21 protein-coding genes are annotated in these 20114 nt (G+C 52.5%); 6 read left to right on the forward strand and 15 right to left on the reverse strand.

The window, feature by feature from the left end:
- A partial coding sequence (locus B2Z72_RS01725; RefSeq protein WP_297004062.1) for a DNA topoisomerase occupies nucleotides 1–1584 on the forward strand: 1584 nt, incomplete at its 5' end.
- Between the two features lie 297 nt (nucleotides 1585–1881).
- Nucleotides 1882–2148, forward strand: a complete 267-nt coding sequence (locus B2Z72_RS01730) for a ComEA family DNA-binding protein (RefSeq protein WP_296980335.1) — start codon at nucleotides 1882–1884, stop codon at nucleotides 2146–2148.
- Nucleotides 2149–2247: 99 nt separating this feature from the next.
- Here B2Z72_RS01730 and B2Z72_RS01735 read toward each other — a convergent pair whose 3' ends face one another.
- The 5 genes from B2Z72_RS01735 to B2Z72_RS01755 form a co-directional block, all read right to left on the reverse strand.
- Nucleotides 2248–2961 carry a hypothetical protein gene (locus tag B2Z72_RS01735; protein WP_296980338.1) on the reverse strand — a complete coding sequence of 238 codons (714 nt, stop codon included), beginning with the start codon at nucleotides 2959–2961 and terminating at the stop codon, nucleotides 2248–2250.
- Between the two features lie 40 nt (nucleotides 2962–3001).
- Complete coding sequence (locus tag B2Z72_RS01740) at nucleotides 3002–3259, reverse strand: glutaredoxin family protein (RefSeq protein ID WP_296980340.1); 258 nt, start codon at nucleotides 3257–3259, stop codon at nucleotides 3002–3004.
- A 119-nt stretch (nucleotides 3260–3378) separates the two neighbouring features.
- A complete protein-coding gene (locus tag B2Z72_RS01745; protein WP_296980342.1) occupies nucleotides 3379–4443 on the reverse strand; it encodes a DUF5610 domain-containing protein in 1065 nt (354 codons plus the stop codon).
- Nucleotides 4444–4757: 314 nt separating this feature from the next.
- Nucleotides 4758–5045, reverse strand: coding sequence for a hypothetical protein (locus tag B2Z72_RS01750; RefSeq protein WP_296980343.1), 288 nt, complete (start codon nucleotides 5043–5045; stop codon nucleotides 4758–4760).
- A 153-nt stretch (nucleotides 5046–5198) separates the two neighbouring features.
- Nucleotides 5199–6236 (reverse strand): AraC family transcriptional regulator, encoded by a 1038-nt coding sequence (locus B2Z72_RS01755; protein WP_296980346.1) that lies wholly within the window; start codon nucleotides 6234–6236, stop codon nucleotides 5199–5201.
- A 180-nt stretch (nucleotides 6237–6416) separates the two neighbouring features.
- On the opposite strand from B2Z72_RS01755, the gene B2Z72_RS01760 reads away from it, so the two are divergent.
- Nucleotides 6417–7382 carry a MaoC family dehydratase gene (locus B2Z72_RS01760; protein ID WP_296980348.1) on the forward strand — a complete coding sequence of 322 codons (966 nt, stop codon included), beginning with the start codon at nucleotides 6417–6419 and terminating at the stop codon, nucleotides 7380–7382.
- Nucleotides 7383–7420: 38 nt separating this feature from the next.
- On the opposite strand, the gene B2Z72_RS01765 is transcribed toward B2Z72_RS01760, so the two are convergent.
- Nucleotides 7421–7831: an STAS/SEC14 domain-containing protein gene (locus tag B2Z72_RS01765; RefSeq protein ID WP_296980352.1), complete on the reverse strand. Its 411-nt coding sequence runs from the start codon at nucleotides 7829–7831 to the stop codon at nucleotides 7421–7423.
- A 921-nt stretch (nucleotides 7832–8752) separates the two neighbouring features.
- Here B2Z72_RS01765 and B2Z72_RS01770 point away from each other — a divergent pair.
- Nucleotides 8753–9799, forward strand: coding sequence for an AraC family transcriptional regulator (locus tag B2Z72_RS01770; RefSeq protein ID WP_296980355.1), 1047 nt, complete (start codon nucleotides 8753–8755; stop codon nucleotides 9797–9799).
- A gap of 30 nt (nucleotides 9800–9829) precedes the next feature.
- On the opposite strand, the gene B2Z72_RS01775 is transcribed toward B2Z72_RS01770, so the two are convergent.
- The 7 genes from B2Z72_RS01775 to lepB form a co-directional block, all read right to left on the reverse strand.
- A complete protein-coding gene (locus tag B2Z72_RS01775; protein WP_296980358.1) occupies nucleotides 9830–10375 on the reverse strand; it encodes an NUDIX domain-containing protein in 546 nt (181 codons plus the stop codon).
- Nucleotides 10368–10964, reverse strand: a complete 597-nt coding sequence (rrtA, locus tag B2Z72_RS01780) for a rhombosortase (protein ID WP_296980360.1) — start codon at nucleotides 10962–10964, stop codon at nucleotides 10368–10370. The genes B2Z72_RS01775 and rrtA overlap by 8 nt, the downstream gene beginning before the upstream one ends.
- A 103-nt stretch (nucleotides 10965–11067) precedes the next feature.
- Nucleotides 11068–13113 carry a M6 family metalloprotease domain-containing protein gene (locus B2Z72_RS01785; RefSeq protein ID WP_296980362.1) on the reverse strand — a complete coding sequence of 682 codons (2046 nt, stop codon included), beginning with the start codon at nucleotides 13111–13113 and terminating at the stop codon, nucleotides 11068–11070.
- Nucleotides 13114–13389: 276 nt separating this feature from the next.
- Nucleotides 13390–14400 carry a YheT family hydrolase gene (locus tag B2Z72_RS01790; protein WP_296980365.1) on the reverse strand — a complete coding sequence of 337 codons (1011 nt, stop codon included), beginning with the start codon at nucleotides 14398–14400 and terminating at the stop codon, nucleotides 13390–13392.
- 63 nt (nucleotides 14401–14463) lie between these two features.
- Nucleotides 14464–14817, reverse strand: coding sequence for a glutaredoxin family protein (locus B2Z72_RS01795; RefSeq protein WP_296980368.1), 354 nt, complete (start codon nucleotides 14815–14817; stop codon nucleotides 14464–14466).
- Nucleotides 14818–14967: 150 nt separating this feature from the next.
- Nucleotides 14968–15135 carry a hypothetical protein gene (locus B2Z72_RS01800; protein WP_296980370.1) on the reverse strand — a complete coding sequence of 56 codons (168 nt, stop codon included), beginning with the start codon at nucleotides 15133–15135 and terminating at the stop codon, nucleotides 14968–14970.
- A gap of 66 nt (nucleotides 15136–15201) precedes the next feature.
- Nucleotides 15202–16032: a signal peptidase I gene (lepB, locus tag B2Z72_RS01805; protein WP_297004064.1), complete on the reverse strand. Its 831-nt coding sequence runs from the start codon at nucleotides 16030–16032 to the stop codon at nucleotides 15202–15204.
- Between the two features lie 143 nt (nucleotides 16033–16175).
- On the opposite strand from lepB, the gene B2Z72_RS01810 reads away from it, so the two are divergent.
- Nucleotides 16176–17234 carry an alpha/beta fold hydrolase gene (locus B2Z72_RS01810; protein WP_296980592.1) on the forward strand — a complete coding sequence of 353 codons (1059 nt, stop codon included), beginning with the start codon at nucleotides 16176–16178 and terminating at the stop codon, nucleotides 17232–17234.
- A gap of 33 nt (nucleotides 17235–17267) precedes the next feature.
- Here B2Z72_RS01810 and B2Z72_RS01815 read toward each other — a convergent pair whose 3' ends face one another.
- Entirely contained in the window at nucleotides 17268–18608 is a 1341-nt protein-coding gene (locus tag B2Z72_RS01815) for a deoxyguanosinetriphosphate triphosphohydrolase (protein ID WP_296980595.1), read from the reverse strand.
- Between the two features lie 260 nt (nucleotides 18609–18868).
- On the reverse strand, nucleotides 18869–19390 hold the full coding sequence (locus B2Z72_RS01820; protein WP_296980598.1) for a DUF2147 domain-containing protein: 522 nt from the start codon (nucleotides 19388–19390) through the stop codon (nucleotides 18869–18871).
- 455 nt (nucleotides 19391–19845) lie between these two features.
- Between B2Z72_RS01820 and B2Z72_RS01825 the strand changes: the two genes are divergently transcribed.
- The gene (locus B2Z72_RS01825; protein ID WP_296980599.1) at nucleotides 19846–20112 is read left to right on the forward strand and encodes a DUF4212 domain-containing protein; all 267 of its coding nucleotides are present in this window, start codon (nucleotides 19846–19848) and stop codon (nucleotides 20110–20112) included.
- Nucleotides 20113–20114: the final 2 nt, after the last annotated feature.

Consider the following 20114-nt stretch of genomic DNA (forward strand, 5'->3'; position numbering starts at 1 on the left):
CAGGAAGCGCACGAAGCGATCCGTCCTTCTGATGTAAAACTGAAAGCCTCAGACCTCAGCGCCATGGAGCCGGATGCCCAGCGCCTTTACGATCTGATCTGGCGCCGTTTTGTTGCCTGTCAGACCAACGACGCAAAATTCACCAGCACCAGTATCGTTATTTCTGCCGGTGACTTTGAACTGCGTACCCGTGGTCGTGTGATGCGTTTCGACGGTCACCTGAAAGCTCTGCCATCCATGAGCAAAGGTGATGATGACGTGCTGCTGCCAGACGTCAAAGAAGGCGAAAAACTGGCACTGAATGAACTGGATCCGAAACAGCATTTCACCAAACCGGCACCGCGCTTCTCCGAAGCTGCGCTGGTTAAAGAGCTTGAAAAACGTGGCATTGGCCGCCCATCGACTTACGCCTCGATTATTTCCACCATTCAGGAACGTGGTTACGTAAGCCTGAAAGGTCGTCGTTTTTACGCCGAGAAAATGGGCGATATCGTTACCAGCCGCCTGATGGAAAGTTTTGACGACCTGATGGACTACAGCTTTACCGCCAATATGGAAGAAAAGCTGGATGACGTTGCCGGCGGCGAAATCAACTGGACTGCCCTGCTGGATCAATTTTATGGTGACTTCCACCACAAACTGGAAGTAGCAGGCAGCGAAAATGGCATGCGTCCGAATGATCCGGTGGATACCGACATTCCGTGTCCGACCTGTGGCCGTCATATGCAGATCCGCACCGGTTCAACCGGCGTGTTCCTGGGGTGTTCAGGCTACAGCCTGCCGCCGAAAGAACGCTGCACTCAAACTCTGAATCTGGTCGCCGGTGATGAAGCCATCTCCGCAGATGAAGATGAAGAAGCCGAAAGCCGTCGCCTGATGGACAAACGCCGTTGCCCGATCTGTGACAGCGCCATGGAAAGCTATCTGCTGGATGAAACCCGCAAAGTGCATATCTGCGGTAACAACCCGGACTGTAACGGCTACGAAGTAGAAACCGGACATTTCAAAATCAAAGGCTACGACGGCCCGACGCTGGAATGTGATAAATGCGGCAGTGAAATGCAGCTGAAGTCCGGCCGTTTTGGTAAATACTTTGGCTGTACCAACAGTGAATGTAAGAACACCCGCAAACTGCTGAAAAACGGCGAAGCTGCGCCGCCGAAAATGGACCCTATCCCGATGCCGGAACTTAAGTGTCAGAAAGTGGATGACACCTATGTTCTGCGTGATGGTGCTACCGGCCTGTTCCTGGCTGCCAGCCAGTTTCCGAAAAAACGCGAAACCCGTGCCCCACTGGTACAGGAACTGATTCCGTATCAGGCCGTACTGCCAGAGAAATATCATTTCCTGCTGGATGCCCCAAGGGAAGACAGCGACGGTAATCCGGCTATTATCCGCTACAGCCGGAAAACCAAAGAGCAATATGTGATGACCGAAAATGCCGAAGGCAAAGCCAGCGGCTGGTCAGCGTATTTCAATGACGGCAAGTGGGACGTTCAGGAAAAGAAAAAAGCGGAGCCTAAAGCCAAAGCAGCACCGAAGGCGAAAGCCAAGCCTAAGGCGAAAGCTAAAAAAGCGGATTAATTTCCACGCCTGCTCCGGCATATCGTCTGAACCGAAAGGCCTGATTCCGTCAAAGAATCAGGTCTTTTTCATTGGGGTCTTTTTATTTGGGTATTTTTCATTCAGTCTTTTTTCGATGAGGCCTTTTTCGCTGGGGCCATTTATTTGGCCTGATAGACCATAACCCATTGAAATCCTTATATTTTTAATACTCTGGAATGAGTCTGTTTTTTTATAATTCGTACTTGTTACGGATTATAGTTCGATCGTTTCATTGTTATTTTGTTTACTCCTTTAACGGAATGGAGAACATAAAAAATGAAAGGAATTAAAGCGATTATTCTTGCTGCCGGTCTTGCCCTGAGCACTCTGACATTTGCTGCAGAGCCAGGTCAGATTAACCTCAACACGGCGACGGCAGAACAGCTGGCGGCCTTAAACGGCATAGGTAAAGCAAAAGCAGAAGCCATCATTCAGTACCGTAACGAAAACGGTAATTTTAAATCCCTCGACGATCTGAAATCGGTAAAAGGAATTGGTACTGCAATTCTGGATAAAAACCGCGATCTGCTGGCACTGGAATAAATCAAAAGGGACAGAGAAAGAAAATGCAGAAAACAGAGAGCATGCTCTCAAATAAAAAGAGCCGCTATAGCGGCTCTTTTTGTTACAGCTCCGCGAATATCAATCCGCGATAAGGCAATTACCCCACTCACAGCGCATCAGCAGATAACTGCCATCCGGACAGCTGGCATCATACACTTCGTGAGGCCAGGCATTTTTCAGCAGATGCACTTCGGCACCTGAACAACCGTTGCGCTTAGCCATTTTCTCAACCACGTAAAACGAGCGCCCGTATTCTTTACCGGCTTCGACTGAAACCGCTGCCCGTTTGATTTCCAGATCTTCGCCCTGCTGCTGACTGCGACGCTGCAAATCCACCAGAGACTGATAGACCTTATCATCGCCGCGCAGATCACGCTGACCTTCGTTGTATTGATCCAGCACGCGCAGACACAGATCTTCTTTGTTGCTGGCGCTGGCCAACATATCATTCACTTCGGCTTCTGCGGTTTCCACCACCTGCCAGGTCAATGCCATGGCAACACGTGCTCCGGTTTCCACACGGGTATCGGTGACGTTGATAATGTCGTAAGCAAGACCGAAATCCGCCCCCTCCACCATAGCTCCGTTACGTTTCCACCAGTTCTTCTCTGCGGTAAAAGCCGCCTGACCAGCACGGGCACTGACGTCAGAACAGGCATCTGCCCAGGCTCTCAGTGTGGTATCGGTCTGCAGCGCGTAATAAACCGCTTCACCGGTCGGAGACAGCGGGCTGCTGGCGCAACCGTGAAGACCCAGCATCGCTGCCAGCAGCAGAGGAGTCGCTTTTTTCATGAGAATTTCCTTAAGGTCTGATCAGTATCCTGACGTGTATTTACGCGATTTTTTGGATAAAACGAAGAACATCCTGCTCAGAAAATGGCCAGTCAATTTCCGGCCCAGCCATGTCACCTTCTTCTGCTTCGTATTTTAAGACAGGTATACGCTCACCATAACGCGCAACCATGTCTTCTGATTCCGCGATATCTTCGAGATAAAGGTTACAGGGAATTTTTCCGTTGAGATTCAGAAGAAGCGCCTGTGCCTGTTCACACAGGTGGCAGCCTTCGGTACCCAGCAGAACAAGAGCCATAATACGTCCTGAGCTTTATGCGTGTGGGCAAAGTATAACGTGATGTCAGTTACCGACAAGCGCTGCGGCAATAATCCCCGCAACGCCACGATGATATTTTTGCTGTGCCAGCGATGACACTACTGACCGGAGACAGACGCCATGGATTTATCCAGCAATGTATTCAGCCCCTGATGAAACTCATCCCAGGCTGCCATACGCTCATCTTCGCCGGCCAGCTGATGGACCAGCTCGCTGACCATGGATTGCGGCTGCTGAAAAATACCAAGCTTTTCCAGCGCCGACGTATATTGATCGACATAAGACGCCAGTGGCGCCTTGAGACTTTCCAGTTCCGGGGTTGGTAACGTTGGTTTCTGCGGCTGATAATAGCGGCTCGAAGCAGTGACGCTGGTCTGCGTCAGCTGCAGACTCATGGCTGCCAGTTCATCACCGGCAAAGCCCAGCTCGCCCGCGCTTTTCAGTGCCTGACCGATATCGCCATTAAAAAACTGCTCGCTCAGCGACTGAACATCTTTCATCAGTCCGGCCAGCGCTTTCTGTTCCCCCTCATCCAGAGAGCCCTGCACATCCATCTGCCACTCAGAATCTGCAGCAAACGCGGTAGCTGAGACTCTGTCATTCCAGGAAGATGCTGCGGCAGCAGATTGAGAGAAACTGACGTTTACCCGGTCGCCGTCGCGGGTAATCACCTGCAGCGTCAGAGTATTGCTGAGTGACGCGGATTCGCGCCCGGCAACCGCCTGCGCCGGCGACGCTGTCAGACTGTTCTCCAGCTTACTGAGCCCCTCGTCAACCAGACTGCGACTGTCGGCAATACCGGCTTTCATATCGTCATCCAGCATGCCCATATCTTTCAGCATGGCGGTGGCATCTTTGTAGCCTTTTTCAATCCCCTCACGGGCAGCATCCAGACGCTGCTGCAAACGTTCTGCGTCGGCGCCCCCGGCTTTCAGCTGCTGCAGACCGCGCTGTACGTGATTAAGAATATTAGCGGCGGTCTCTTCTGCGGACTGTCGCGGCCCAAGGGTCACCGGGCCAGAGCTGGCTACAGATTTGGTTTTATCGTTGCCATTCGCCTCACGCCCCTGCTGCGTGCCAGGGTTGTTCACTTCCGGTCGCACAGACGGGCTTTGACGGTTTGCGGATGGGAAAAACTGTGAAGGATGAAGATTGACAGACATAGCGGGTCTCCGTCGTTGCGGGGCTGATGACTGTTATCGGCGGCTGAAACGAAAACTGAAGGAAAAAATCACTGCGCTATCTCTCTCAGTACCACTCTCTCAGTACCACTCTCTCAAAACCACTCAGCCAGTTCCTCTCAGCCAGTTCCTCTCAGCCAGTGCCATTCAGCAAAGAACGGAGAACGACGCAGTATCTTCAGGCCCGCGAGCCTTACTCTCAGCGGGCGCACAGACTGTGTCACGCTAATGGCACACAGACCAGCAACACAGGCTACCTGAACCCGCTGCCATCACCTACTGACAGGCAGAAAGCGTCAGTAACAGATCACGCCGTGACGATAATCGTAGTCCAGGTCCACCTGCCAGCACAGCTTGTGCTCATCAATGGAGCGCATGATGTGGTCAGCATCGGCATTGAGCAATTCCAGCGTCTTCATGGTACGCCAGGCAACCGTCAGGGCTTCCTGCGACAGGGCCATGGCTTCTTCCAGATCCATGATGCCGGCATCGGCCAGATCCCGGCGCCAGTTACCATAATCCTGTTGTTGCAGCCAATGAGTCACCAGCGGTTGTATCAAAGCAAGCTTTTGATTCTGTCCCATGCGATTTCTCCCGGTTCATCGTCCTGAATATGGTTCACCCAACTACCATGACCCATACGGAATACGCTGAAAAGATCAAAAAATAAACACTTTAGTGATCGATAAGAATCAATTCGGACAAATTCTGCCCTGTCATCCCGCTCCCAACACCAATCAATCGCTGGTACGGCGCTGATTGCGGTATTCCACCGGTGTTTGTCCCGTCCAGCGTTTGAATGCCCGGTAAAAAGTACTGGGTTCAGAGAAACCGGTGAGGTAGACAATTTCATCGATGGTTTCGTCCGTTGCCGCCAGCAGACGTTTGGCCAGAGTACAGCGGTAGTCGGCCAGCAGACTGTTAAAACTGGTGCCCGCTTCTGCCAGTCGAGAGCGCAGCGTTCTGGCTTTAATGTCCAGACGGTCTGCAACACACTCCAGGCTGACTTCGCCACTCTCCAGTATTTCACCAAACACCCGGTAGACCCGGCTGACAACATCCTGCCGTTCGAGTTTGGCAACGTGTTCACTGGCCAGCTTTTCATGCAGTCGCAGCAATTCAGGTTCGGCATGAGATGACGGCAGATCGAGCAGATCGCGGGAAAAAAACAGACGGTTTTCCGGCTGCGAAAACTGCACCGGACAAGCAAACACACGCTCGTGCTCAGTACTTCCCGTCTGTGCCGGTTCAGGTGCAGGATGTTTGAACCAGATGGCAGCCGGGCGGAAAGCATCGTCTGTGACGTAACGGAAGAAAGTGATCAGCGCCAGCATCAGGCATTCGTTCAGATGCCGCAACTGGCCAGTCAGCCCGTCACTGGAATCAACAATGATGCAGGCGCAGTCGTCGTCCTGCTCAATGGTTGCCTGCGTGGCATCCGACAGCAGCCGCTGATAGTTAAGCACCCGGTTCAGCCCATCGCCAAACGTAGCACTGGAAAGATAAAGATACTGCAGTACCTGCCCGGTATACACAGGCATATGTTCGCCCAGATGCAGGCCGATGTCCGCATCCCCACTGACCTCCTCCAGCACCTGCCAGAACAGAGCCTGGGCGCCGTGAGGGGTACGCATGTGACGATCGGCCAGTATCTGCGGCGAGACCCCCAGACGTTTCAGCACAGCATCAGCGTCGAGGCCCATCCGGACCATGGCCTGATAGGCCATCTGCAGCATGACTCCGGAATCCCGGAGTTCTGACATTCCACCAGACATAAATTATTGTTATTCCTGAGGTGAGATCGCAAATTCTGCCAGATAGCGCCCGCAGTGCAAATGCAATTGACCGCAGCGCCACAATTGCAACAGCCAGCAGCCAAAGGCAGCGCATCCGTAACAGGCAAAGATGACAGCCATAAACCCGCCAGCAGAAGTTAACGACAGGGATTCACAATAATGAGCCATTCCAGCGATCTGCAGATTCTGCGATTTTCAGACCAGCCTGCCATCACCAGCCAGTACCTGCGCGCTTTGCTGGCGCGCAGCAGACCTGGTACGCAGCCCTTTCCTGCGCTGGAAGCTCAGTTACGAATCAATGGCTGCAGATCTGCAAAAGTTAAGCAATATGCTGCGCTGTGCGGATTTGCCGACAACAGCCCATTCCTGCCCGTTACCTACCCTCATATTCTGGCGTTCCCACTGCATATGGAACTGCTGCTGCACAAAGACTTTCCGCTGCCATTGCTGGGGCTGGTACACATCCGCAACCGTATTACCGCTGTGCGGCCAATTTCCGCCAAAGAAACGCTCGATATCCGCTGCTTTCTGGGCGAACAGCGCAAAACTGCGAAAGGCATTGAGTTCGATGTCCATACGGACATTACCAGTGGCGGAGAACCTGTCTGGCAGTCGCTGAGCACAAATTTCTGTCGCCAGAACAAGACACAGCCCCCGACAGCAAAACCGGAAGCAAAATCCGAAGTAAAACCCGAAGCAAAATCCACAGAAAGCACCGCAGTTATCCGGGATCCCGTCAGCGACCTCTATGACTACCGCGAAGTGTGGCAGCTGCCATCATCACTGGGTTGCCGTTACGCCTGGGTATCCGGTGATGCCAACCCGATACATCTGTCGGCCCTCAGTGCGCGTCTGTTTGGCTTCCGCCGCCATATCGTCCATGGAATGTGGAGCAAAGCCCGTATCACAGCGCATCTCTGTGCGGATCAGCCGGACCGTCCACTGACGGTTTCTGCTCAGTTTTTCAGCCCGGTTTTCCTGCCGGCAACGACAGTACTGAATTATCGTCGCCACGAGGCACCTGCGGCACAGGATTCAGCCTCGCCACAACAGGGTTTCCGCTTTGAATTGAATAATACTGAGGCAACCAGGACCCACGTAAGCGGGGAGCTGTTGTTTCTGTAAAAGAACACAACAGAAGAACATAGCAGAAGAACGCAGCGTCAGTACTGAGTGTCCTGGCCAACAGCGTCGGCAGACAGAAGCCATTGTTCGGCCTCTTCCTGACTACTGAACAGCTGCACCGGGTACACCGGCTGGTGGTAACTTAAAAACATGGAAGTCAGATGACGCAGCATAAAAGAGTCTCCCACCACGGCAATAGCACTGATGGCATCCAATACCCGTGGATGGGAAGCAAACACCTGAACTTCGAAATCCATGGTGAGCACATCACTGGCGAGCATCAGCACAGGGGTCTTTTTATGGCTGCAAATACGGTGATGGGCATTGTTAAGGTAACGGACAATGTCCAGCGTCAGGTGGCTGAAGCCCCTGAGATCGTGATAGATGATGCCGTTTGAGCCCTGCCAGGTCCCGGGCTTACCCGGACAATCGACCTCTCGAACTGTCATAAAAAAACTAATTGATAGAAATGAACCTCATAAAAGATAGCAAAAAAGTCATGAAATGAAAGTCAGTCTTCCTAAATTATTACTGAGGGCGACAAATATCCTGCTGCGAGGGCAATAGGACCGGCTATCTGGCGGAACACAGACACACGGCGCTCTCACCACCCGGCCAATGTCACAGCCCAACAGGCTGTGCTTTTGCCGGCAGTTTCTCTGCAAGAACCTCAACTTCAGGAGCGGCAGCCGGACGTCCATCATGCCCTCGGCTTAAGGCGAACAGACTGACTTAGGTACTGGACATTTACGCTGAACCCAGAGCAGAGATGGCAAAAGACGACAGGCAGTAACAGTAATGACACTCATTTAAAGCTGAGCACTGAGGTGAGATAAGTAAAATCAGGCCATTTTTTACCCACCGGCATTATGAGTGGTATTCCCTGAGCAGATATACCGGACAAAAATAAGACAAATTACGACATTTATTAACACATGAGTAAAAATGCCAATTTTTTTGTAAGGGTTCGTCGTTTTGCTCTCACAACTGGACTAAAGTTCAGGAAGAGTGAGTCTTTATCGATTTTCAGAGAAAAACCCGGTGATCAACAAGGATTCACCCTCAGAGGCCTGATTTTCTGGTGATTTCGAATGAATGAAGTTTTCAACATCGCAATGATTCGCCTTTTTTAACAGGACAAAAAAAGCAATCGGTAACCCGTCACAGTCAAAACGTTACCTTTGGTAACACATGACAAATTTGGTCACCTTGCTTTACTATTACACCTGCATTTTTTACGGATGCTGGCCGTGGCCTGTGCTTTGCTATCAGTACTGCTGATAGCACTGTTGCCAGTGCTGCTGAATATTCGCAGCCCGCAGTGGAAGCAACGGATCAGCCCAATCACATACTCCGCAGATCAGATACGTATGAACATGGAACAAGGTTATATATCAACAGCTTTGATCAGACCTTTGCTGGAAGCAGCCGGACCAGCATTTTTTGATCAGCTGCAGGACAGCGATGAAGCAACTCAGCGGGTTCTGAAAAGTCTCAGGGATCCGGACAGCCGTATTAACAGCCAGGATGCCGATGAGCTGATCAATCTGCTTGTCAGACAATCTGGCGATGAGTCGGTGTGTGTGCAATCTGCCAATAAATTCAGTGTGAATGGCAGCTGTCAGTTGCAGCATCTGTTTCTCTGCTGCAATACGCTGCGCGAGGCACTCTATTATCTGGAGAAGTTCTCTTCTCTGTTGAGTGATCAGCTGGAAGTGCAGGTTACCCGCACCCGCGACAGCGTGATCAAGATCAAACTGCCGGTTGAAGATAACTTTATTGTCTCCACTCAGCGCCGCCGCACTGAAATGACCATCAGCACCCTGCTGAGCTGGCTGCGTCAGCTGTGCGGCTCCCAGCTGGTTCTGACCAATATTGCTCTGCCCTATCCGGCGACTCAGTATGCCAACGAGTACCAACAACGCTGGAAGGCAGACATCGCCTTTAATGCTGACGAGTGCTCCATTCAGTTCCACTCACGCTGGCTGGATGAAGGTCTGCACAATACCAACCCACACATCCTCAATATGATGAAGCGTGAAGTGGAAGAGCAGTACCGTAAGCTGGCACGCTCAGGTTCACTGGCTGAGCGTATCCGTAAAGCACTGCTGCAGAACAAAATACGTCTGGGGGCGAATCAACAGGAAGTGGCCGATTATTTCCATATCAGTGCCCGTACCCTGAACCGTCACCTGCATCGTGAAGAAACCTCCCTGAAGCAGCTGGTTACCTCTGTCCGTCTGGAAACAGCGAAGAAGATGCTGAGTACAACAGACGACAGCATCGAACAGATTGCACTGGCCATAGGCCTTTCCGGTCGCCGTACACTCGACCGTATTTTCATCAAAGAAACCAACCAGAGTCCGGCTCAGTACCGCCAATCCAACCGCACCGTTCTGTTAGCTGCTAACAGCTGACCTCCTCTTCGCCTGACTTCCTCTGTGGAGTCAGGCAAGCCCCAACAGACGCACCTTCATCAGCGCAGCGACACTGATGGCATCGGTTATGCGCCCGTCCATGGCCATCGCCAGTGCTTCATTGAACGGCAAACGCTTCAGCGTCAGTTGCTCGGTTTCTTCCGGTTCGGCCTCGCCCTCGGTCAGCCCTTTGGCGATAAACGCCACGGCGGCTTCATCGGTAATGCAATTACTGGTATGTAAGCGGCACAGCTCCTCTACCGCTGCCGCCTCAAGACCGGTTTCTTCTTTCAGCTCACGAATCGCGCAATCCAGCGCAGATTCGCCCGCAGGAGCCCCACCCATCGGCACTTCCCAATGATACTCGTGTAACGGAAAGCGATATTGGCCCACCAGCCAGGTATCACCATTATCGGCCAGAGGCACCACCGCCACCGCGCGATTTTTAAAACTGACGGTACCGTATATGCCCGGGTTTCCGGCCGGGTTCAACACGTTGTTGTGCTCTACCCGGATCCAGGGATTGTCGTAGACCACATCCGTTTCCAGAATGGTCCAGGGATTATCATCAGCCATGTGCCTTCACTTCTGCAAAATAATGTTTCAGATAGCCGGCAGCCAGCCAAAGAAAGGCACTGATACTGCCGAACAGATGCGCCCGGGTTTCTACCCTGCCGCCAATATAACCAACCATCGCCAGATCATCGTAAAAAGGGCTCTGCTCCCAAATCACCTTAGCGACAATAATGACCACGAACAGCACTTTCAGGCCGTTAGCATAGAACGGCGAACGTATGCCTCCCAGCAGCAGTAGTCCGTGCAGTACACCGGACAGTCCCACGTAAAAATACAGATCGGGGGCAAACAGAAAGAGGCTCAGAGACACGAACAGACAACTGAAAAGAAAGAACAGCAGCATGGGCAGCTGACTGCAGTATCTGCCGGTAATATAGGCAAACAAAGCCAGCCCACCGAGATTACCCAGTGCATGGCCCCAGGACAGGTGAACAAGGTGAGCGGTGAAGAAACGCCACCATTCGCCGTCGGCCATGGCGGCCCGATCAAAACGCAGCCACTGCCCCGTCACGGGTTCAAAAGCGGCCAGCAGCAGAACAATAAAAGCTAAAATCAGAGGACTGCGGTAGATTTGCAGAAAAGACGGCATAAAAAACGTCGCGGTAACACAGGAGCACCTATGTTACCGAAGCCGGAGGCAGGCGCCCAGCGTTATGCCGGGCATGGATTGTTCTCTGTTCAGACTTTAACTCTCAGACAGCAACTGCGCGACGACGACCCAGAATCAACAATGGCAGTAAGGCCAGTATCCACAGTGCGGCACCGCCGCCACCACCGGAAGAAGAGGCGCTGTCTCCGCTATCGGCGGCTACTGGCTGAGACACAGCAGACGCTGCAACCGGGCTGACACCGACCAGCAGACGTACACTGGCATCAAAGGCAGCGCTATGGTATCCGTTGCCGGTATCCACTTCAGTCAGACCACTGGCCATGCCCTGAGTGTCAATGGCCAGAGGTGCAGAGTAGTCCAGCGGTGAGCTGATCACTTCAACCACGACGTCATTCAGGCTTGAAACCGCCACAGGTGCTGACAGCAGCATACGGTTCCAGCCATAAGAGCCGGTGAAGTCCTGTTGTGCCAGCAGAGTGCCCGCAGAAGTCAGTAAACGCACAGTGACATCAGCTTTGCCTGGCAGGAACACATCGACACCGTCAGCGCTTTCCGCATCACCCAGATCCAGAGTCATACGCACGGCGGCTTCGCTGCCGTAAGCACCAACATATGCGTTAGGTGGCAGATCATCGAGGCCAATATTGCTGCCTTTAACTTCCGCAGTCAGTGTCAGTTCAGTGTAAGCCACCAAGCCCGCATCAACGCTCATCAGCTGCACAGAGCTGTCGCCAAAACCAGGCTGTGGAGACAACTGCAGGCCGGCGGACAGAGTGCTGAATACATCGGATGGTTCACCCGGGTTAGTGTTATTGGCCAGATCGCTGCGACCATCAGCCTCTTCAATCACCAGCAGAGGATTCTGTGCAGAGGCCTGACTGACCGCGCCAAAACCGACCTGATCATTTACACGGGTAATCAGCAGACCACTGCCAGGCAGACCGGCGTCGTAACCGCTGCGATTACGGTTTTCCAGAATCAGGCGCTGGCCATGACCATAATCGTCCAGCTGAATCTGAACCGCATCCGCAGCATCACTGACGGCGCGCAGAGAGACTTCATTGTCGCCGGCAGCCAGAATTTTTGGCTCCATAAAACCAGCTACTTCTTTACTCCATGCCAGCAGGTGTCCTGGACGGTCACCGGCCTGACCGGAGTCTGAGTTCCAGCCACCCTGACCCATCAGTCCCCAGCGGCCGATGGAAGCACCGGTTGGGCTGCCGGAATACAGATCCGGCAGATCCAGCAACAGGTGACCCAGTTCGTGACAGATAACACCGATGGTTGCCAGATGATCCTGGTGACGTTCACCAAACATGGCATATTCAGCAAAGTGGTAGTTGCCGATCTGTGCATCTGACACATTCGCTTTGTGTGCCCAAATGCGCGGACGGGAGGTCGCTGCACCGGCAAAAGCCTGCTCGTAACCGGCCACCATCACCACAACAGCCAGTTCGTTAGGATCCAGCCAGCCGTCGCCGTTACGATCATATGCCGCAACATTAACGTAAGGCGCTGCCGCTTCGGCTGCAGCACGGGCCAGAGCCGCGCCGGCACCGCCAAACTGATTGCCGAAATCCGGATGTGGGGTATTCAGAGTAACGCGTACCACACCATCGTTCTGGCCATAAGAATCAGCCGCTGGCACCACGTTAAAGCGGCCATAAGAGTTTTCATCAAAGTAAGAGGCAACGCTGCGGTCCTGTGCATAGAAACGCTGAGCAATGTCGCTGTCGGAGTAAACAAAATTACTGTCAGAGAAAGCCACACGGATGATCAGCAGCGGCTGCTCAAAACCTGCGGGGAAGACCTCAGGGCTGAAGCGGAATGGCGTACGTTGCGGCACGTAAGACTGGCTCTGGGTGCGGTACAGAGACTGCACGTCAGCAGTCTGCTTAACCAGTACTTCAGCTTCAACCTCTTCAGCGTCCGGTACACCAGCCACCAGCGGCTGGCCTGCATACCAGTGCTGAGCACCATCCTGCAGTGCTTCATACCAGTAGCCGCCGGTTTCCATGATCAGCTGATTGTCGCGGGTGCGGGCCAGCGATACCAGCTCGCCGTGGGCATCGCTTACAGTGACTGGAACAACGTCCAGCAGCTCACCGTTGCTCAGCTCAATGCTCACCCACTGCTCTGGTGGAAGCAGGGTGGCATGCGCAGAAAGGCTTGCTGCAAACAGGACTGGAAGAAGAAAAGGTACCGCAAAATGTTTCATGATTAAGGCTCACTCTGGTGATGCCTTAACTTTAGTTAACCCCCGTTTAGTGAATGTCCGTTTGTACAAATCACAAACAAATCAACATTTTATTGACGGGCGATTTTGCGGATTTTCGTCAAATAATTGCCTCAATCATAAGTATGTAGCGCGCCACATACATTGGATACAAAAAGACACCCGGCCTTACTCACAGTTAACCGCCCGCCGCTGTGCTTCAGCCACATCGGCCTCGGCATTGTGTACTGCAACGAAGTCCATGGCGCGCTGTTCCATCCAGTAAGTCTGGTCAGCTGAGCGCAGAATAAAGCCAACATGGCCACCGCTGGCAGGGATTTCCAGGGTGAAAGTATCGCTGCCTGCAGCAAAGCTTCGTGGGTAACAGGAGGGTGACAGAAAGGGATCGTTTTCTGCGTTAACCAGTAATGCTGGCAGGCGGATCTGTTGCAGATAACGGCCGCTGGCGGACTGATGCCAATAATCTTCCGCGTCAGCAAAGCCATGCATCGGTGCCGTGTAACGATCATCAAACTGCTTGAAGTTACGGATAGAGGAAAACCCGTCGACGCTGATCAGATGGGGAAACATACGCGCTTTGTGTTCGATCTTTTCCCGCAGATCACCCAGAAACTTCCACATAAAAATACGGTTCTGCGGCTTCGCCAGCTGCCAGGCACTGGCCTCCAGATCACAGGGAACCGAGAATGCAGCAACGCTTTTAACCTCAGCAGGCAACAGCTGCGCTTCGCGTCCACAGTACACCAGCGACAGATTTCCCCCCATGGAATAGCCCACCAGATGGATACGGCAGTAGCCCTGAGTGACCGCATAGCTGACCACCCGGTGCAGGTCATCGGTGGCGCCACTGTGATACATACGGGGTTGCAGGTTCATATCGCCACCACAGGAACGGAAATTCCACGCCAGCCCATCCCAGCCACGACGATTGGCTTCACGCAGGGTACCCAGCACATAAGGACGGCGCGAATGCCCTTCCAGGCCATGGGAAACGATGATCAGGGTATCTGAGCCGCAACGGCTCCAGTCGAGATCGAGAAAGTCACCATCATCGGTGGGAATACGTTCACGCTGCAGATGCTCATCCGCCAGTTTGCGGGTCAGCGTCGGCAGAATGCTCTGCACATAGCCGTTAGACAGCAGCCAGGGCGAGCGGTAAGCAGAAGAAATCAGGGGCATCGCGGTTTCCGGTTTTACTGAATTCAGTCAGACCGGAGAGTTTACTGCCCGGACAGGCGCTTGTCAGAACCGCTTTTTAAGATAATCGAGGATAGCGGCTGAGCTGTACAGCCATTGTTCGCCGGCAGCGCCATCAACGCGCAGACAAGGCACTTTTGGCGCACCGCCGCCATTGATGAGTTCATTGCGGTAAGCATTAACGCGGGTAACGTCTTTTTCGACCACGCGCAGACCGAGTTTTTCACACTGGCGACGGACATTAATTGAAGATGGGCAAGTGCGGCAGAAGTACAGGTGCATACGTCGCGACTCCCGATCCAGCTGGTACTGCTCTTCCCGTGAGCGGTTAACCGGTTTTACCGGTACCAAACGGTCTACTACATTCAGTGCTCTGGCTTTCAATTGTCTCGTCAGCATAAATCTGCCTGCCGTACTGCGTATACGATGGTGGCGCATTTTAAGGAAGATAAAGGGAATATCTACCCTTAAAAGGGAAAAAATCCACTGAGATTTATGCCGGCAATTCGCTAATAAGCAGAACTACGCAGTGAACGTCTGGTTTACTGCTCAGTTCACTGTGCCACTGACATTGAGAAACGTGATGGTTGCCAGTAACAGCAGAATAACCACGGTCATTACCCAGCGCGACTGCTGGCAGAAACGGCAGGGTTTACGGCGACGGGCGGTCGCAGCAGAAGCGTTAGAAACAGAGCTGGAAGATGAAGCGGCTGCCATGACTGAATACTCCGGGCATCGGGTTAACTGATGCCCTTAAGTGTAGCAGCCGCTCCTAAGGCGGGATTATTCAATCCATTTGTTACGGCTGAAGGAAGGTACATCGCTCCAGGATTCCCAGTGCATCCACACAGCGACCGCTTTACCCACAATATTTTCCTCAGGAACAAAGCCCCAGACACGGCCATCACTGCTGTTACCACGGTTATCACCCATCATCAGGTAATGTCCCTGTGGCACATCCCACTCCCCTTCCGGACCGGCCCAGATAATGAGCTGGTTAGTCAGAGAATCACGGGCCTGCATCCATTGTACGGTGGCGGTGGCGGAATCAAGCTTTTCCTCGGCCAGGAACTTCAGCGGGCGGTCTTCAGGTTCCTGGGCTGTTTGGGTTGTTTCAATCAGCTGGCCGTTAATAATCAGCTGATGATTACGGTAAACCACATGATCTCCCGGCAGCCCGATCACACGCTTGATAAAGTAGCGTGAATCATTCGGCGGGAAGAACACCATGACATCGCCACGTGCCGGTTCGCCGGTGGGGATCAGTGTGTTGCCGAAAACAGGCATACGCAAACCGTAATGGAACTTGCTGACGAGGATAAAGTCTCCTTTAATCAGACCCGGCTCCATGGAGCCAGACGGAATCTGGAAAGGTTCTGCGATAAACGAACGCAGAACGAACACCACCAGCAGAACCGGAAAGAAAGACTTTGACTGCTCGATAATAAAAGGCTCGGTCTCCGCCTTATGGATATCGTCAGGGTGAGCGTGCTTTTCAATCAGCACATCGGCAACAGCGCGACGCTTCTTTGCCAGCCAGAACTTATCGACAGCAGCCACAATACCTGTGCCGACTGTGAGAATCAGTAAAATCAGGGGAAAATCGATATCCATCGCTCTACACTTAGCTTCGATTAAAATGAAAGTCAGGCATTCTAACCGCCGGACACAGATAACGCGAGCCGCGACAACCACCCAATGGGCGGCCGCCAAAGCCTGACGCCACAATACAGACAACAGAATGGAGAAATGGTTACGTGAACCATATCACTACGCCGGAAGGCATCCGTCTCGCCTATGAACGCATGGGCAACAGAAATGATCCGGCGGTCATTCTGATTATGGGTCTGGGGGCTCAGATGCGTATCTGGCCGGATGCCCTGTGCCATGCCCTGGTGAGCAAAGGCTATCAGGTGGTGCGCTTCGATAACCGGGATGTCGGCCTGTCCAGTCAGATGGATCAGCATGGTAACCCAAGTCTGCTCGCCACCTGGCTGTCGACCAAACTGAAGCGCAAACCGCGGGTGCCTTATACACTGAAAGATATGGCGCGCGATGTTCTGGCGCTGATGGATGAACTGGACATCGACAGCGCGCATCTGGTCGGTGCATCGATGGGTGGCATGATTGCGCAGATTCTGGCTGCCAAACACAAAAAGCGGGTGCGCAGCCTGACGTCGATAATGTCTTCCAATACCAGCCCTGGTTTGCCGGACGCCAAACTCAAAGTACTGCTGAAACTGGCCAAACGTCCGACGCCGTTCAACCGTGAAGCCGCCATCCGTTACACCATGCGTATGAACCGTCTGATCGGCAGCCCGGCTTATCCAATGGATGAAATGGAATTACGTGCGCTGGCGGAAACCAGTGTTGAACGTTCTGCCAGCCCCACCGGTTTCAAACGCCAGCTGGTTGCTATCACCGCCGCCGGCGACCGCAGCAACCTGCTGAAAAAAATCAAAGTCCCGACGCTGGTGATTCACGGCAGCGATGATCCGCTGATTCCGGCGCGTATGGGCGAAGATACCGCCGCCGCCATCCGCAAAGCGAAGCTGAAAATCATCAGTGGTATGGGTCACGACCTGCCACCACTGCTGGTGCCTGAACTGGTTAAATTATTAAGCAAGCATCTGAAGAAAAGTGAAAAACGCTGGGATAAAAAACAGCAGAAAGCCCTGCTGAAACAGAGCCGGAAAGACACTGCAGAAACTTCAGAAACTTCAGAAACTGTAGAAAGTGACCCGCTGCAGCACATACCGCAAGAGATTGACCGCACCAGCGCTGAAGTTATCAAGCTGCCCCGTCAGCACGCCTGACAGCTGCGCGCCGGATAAAAAACCGCGCCGTAATCAGAAGCTGCGGGCCGGATGATAGCCGGCAAATTGCCTGGCCAACTGTGCCGCATAGTTATCCGTCATACCGGAAATAAAATCGATAGCACGCATATAGGCTTCGTACAGAGTCCAGTCTTTGGCTGGTGCGGAACGTCCCATCAGTTCGAGCACACGCTGATTACGGAAGGTCGCCTCACCGTTCAGAACCCGCTCACGCACCGCGCTTAAAAATGCTTCCAGCAGAACACCCAGCGTAGAGTAAGAACCAATTTCCACCGCCAGCTTGCGACTGTCACGGAAGATACGTTCCCGCGCCATATTTTTTGCGGCATTGACCACCTGCTTAATCACCGGCGGACAATAATCAATCAGATCGCCCTGCAGTTCACCGCGCAGCAACACTGCTTCGTTCTTAATAAACGCCTGACTGACGCTGTTGACCATAACCTCCATGGCCAGACCACGCAGCATCTGCAAACGGCGGCGCTGATTATCCGCAAACTCCAGCTGCCCACTGATAGCATCCCACTGCTCTGCCAATAAGGGCTGCAGCAAAGCTTCCACTTCCTGATAGCTGAGCAGCTCCATTTCGATACCGTCTTCCAGATCAATCAATCCATAACAGATATCGTCTGCCGCCTCGAGCAGATACACCAGAGGATGACGCGCCCAGAAATCGGGCTTAAGCTCAATCAGCCCCAGACGTTTTGCCACGGTGCGCAGAATCTCAAGTTCCGCCTGATAGCAGCCGAATTTTTTTGCCTCACCAGAGTGAACGTAATTCACCGTCCACGGGTATTTCAGAAACGCCCCTAACGTACCAAAGGTCAGGCGCATGCCACCCTGAAAGCGGTGGGACTCAACCTGAGTCACCAGACGGAACCCCTGAGCGTTACCTTCAAAGGTCTGCAGATCGGCTTTCTGCAGATCAGTCAGGCCTTCGAGAAAATGCGCATTTTCTGCATCGCGGAACCAATGGCGAATCGCATCCTCACCGGTATGGCCATAGGGCGGGTTACCGATGTCGTGAGCAAGACAGGCAGCCTGCACCAGAGCGCCAACATCACTGGCGTTCATATTGGCCGGCAGTTTCAATGCCTGGCCGACCTGTGCTCCCAATGAGCGGCCGACGCTGCCCACTTCCAGACTGTGCGTCAGACGGGTATGAATATGATCGTTTTCGGTCAGTGGATGCACCTGGGTCTTGCGGTCCAGACGACGGAAAGCCGGAGAAAAAATAATGCGGTCATAATCTTTGTGAAATGGCGTACGCGCCGTTTCCAGATCGAGGCTGCCCTGTGGCTCCCCAAAGCGATCGGATGACAGTAATTGCTGCCAGTTCATTGCGCGTGTCATAACTCAGATCCGCATTATTAATAAAGATGGATACCCGCGAGTATAACGGCAGCGGCAAACAGGCTCCAGCAAAGGTACTGACAGTACAATCAGCACAATCTGTCCGCCTGAGAACAGGCCGTATGCAACATATGGTTGGTTACACAGAAGATCCTGGCACAAAAAAAGCCCGCAATGCAGCAGGCGATTGCGGGCTTTTTCTTCACACTCTTTCTGGGTGAGGTTCGTGCTTTCTCAGACTCTTTGCTTACGCCGATAATTTATTCAACGTTTGCGGTGCTGGTGTCGGTACTTTCTTTGACAGGCGCTTCAGCAGTTACTGCAGTCTGATCAGCCGGTGCCTCATATTTCAGCCAGGTCTGGCTGCGGCCAATCCAGGAAACTCCAATATAGCCACGTACTTCCAGCGACTCACCGTCATCAGCGACGTTCAGTTTTGACTTATAAATTTTGCCGGATTGAGGATCAAGAATATGGCCACTCTTCCACTCGCCTTCGCCGTCTTTTTCCAGACCCCACATAAAGGTCAGCCCCTCAATCGGCTGATCTTTAAAATCATCAGGACACTCAGAGCAGACCTTACCCTGATCATCTTCTTTAAGCACTTTAACGACCGTGCCCTGCAGTTCACCTTTATCGTTTACGCGAATATCAACCACGCTTTTCTGAGTGCCGTCTTCATCATCGACGGTAACCCACTGACCTACCGCTGGATCAGCCATAACCGGTGCTGCTATTAACAGACTCAATACCAGACCGCCGACTGAACGCTTAATTTTCATAACTGGATACTCCGTAATAATTTGTATCTGCTTATTGTTATTGTTGGATACGGGACTTTAAGCGATAGCCAGATGAAAGCAACCGCCGTATACGACGTTATTCGTAATAAGGTTGGCCTGCTTTGATACATTTTGCACACATGTGATCAATTCAATACCCAGGCGTTATTTTTATATACCTTGTGTGACGCGTTTAGTCCTGCATATAAAGACTTTTCTTAATAACGCAAAGCCTGTGTTTCCGCAGCCCTCAGCGGAGGATTCTTATGTGCTTACTACCTTGGTATGCCCCTTAAAAATCCGCCATTTTGAATTCCTAATTCATTGTTATTTATAAAGATTTTTAACAGCCAAATACCCATATCCGGATGTTACTACCAAGGTCTAGCTATGAGTAATTAAGGCGTTACTGCTAGCTTTGAGTTGCACTCAAATAAAAATTAAAAGGAGGGGTTATGGCTTTCCAATCTGAAGAAGATAAAAAAGCTTATTGGCGCAAAAACCTGAATCTTATGTTCTCTCTGCTCGTAATCTGGGCGCTGGTGTCTTATGGCTTCGGCATTCTGTTACGTCCGGTAATGGACGCGATTCCGGTTGGCGGTGTTGGTCTGGGTTTCTGGTTTGCACAACAGGGATCTATTTATGTGTTTCTCGCGATCGTTGCTTTCTACGCAAAGAAAATGCGTGCGCTCGACCGTGAGTTCGGCGTAGACGACGACTAATT

This window comes from Thalassolituus sp. UBA6592 (assembly GCF_002433655.1).
Lineage (GTDB): Bacteria > Pseudomonadota > Gammaproteobacteria > Pseudomonadales > Oceanobacteraceae > Venatoribacter.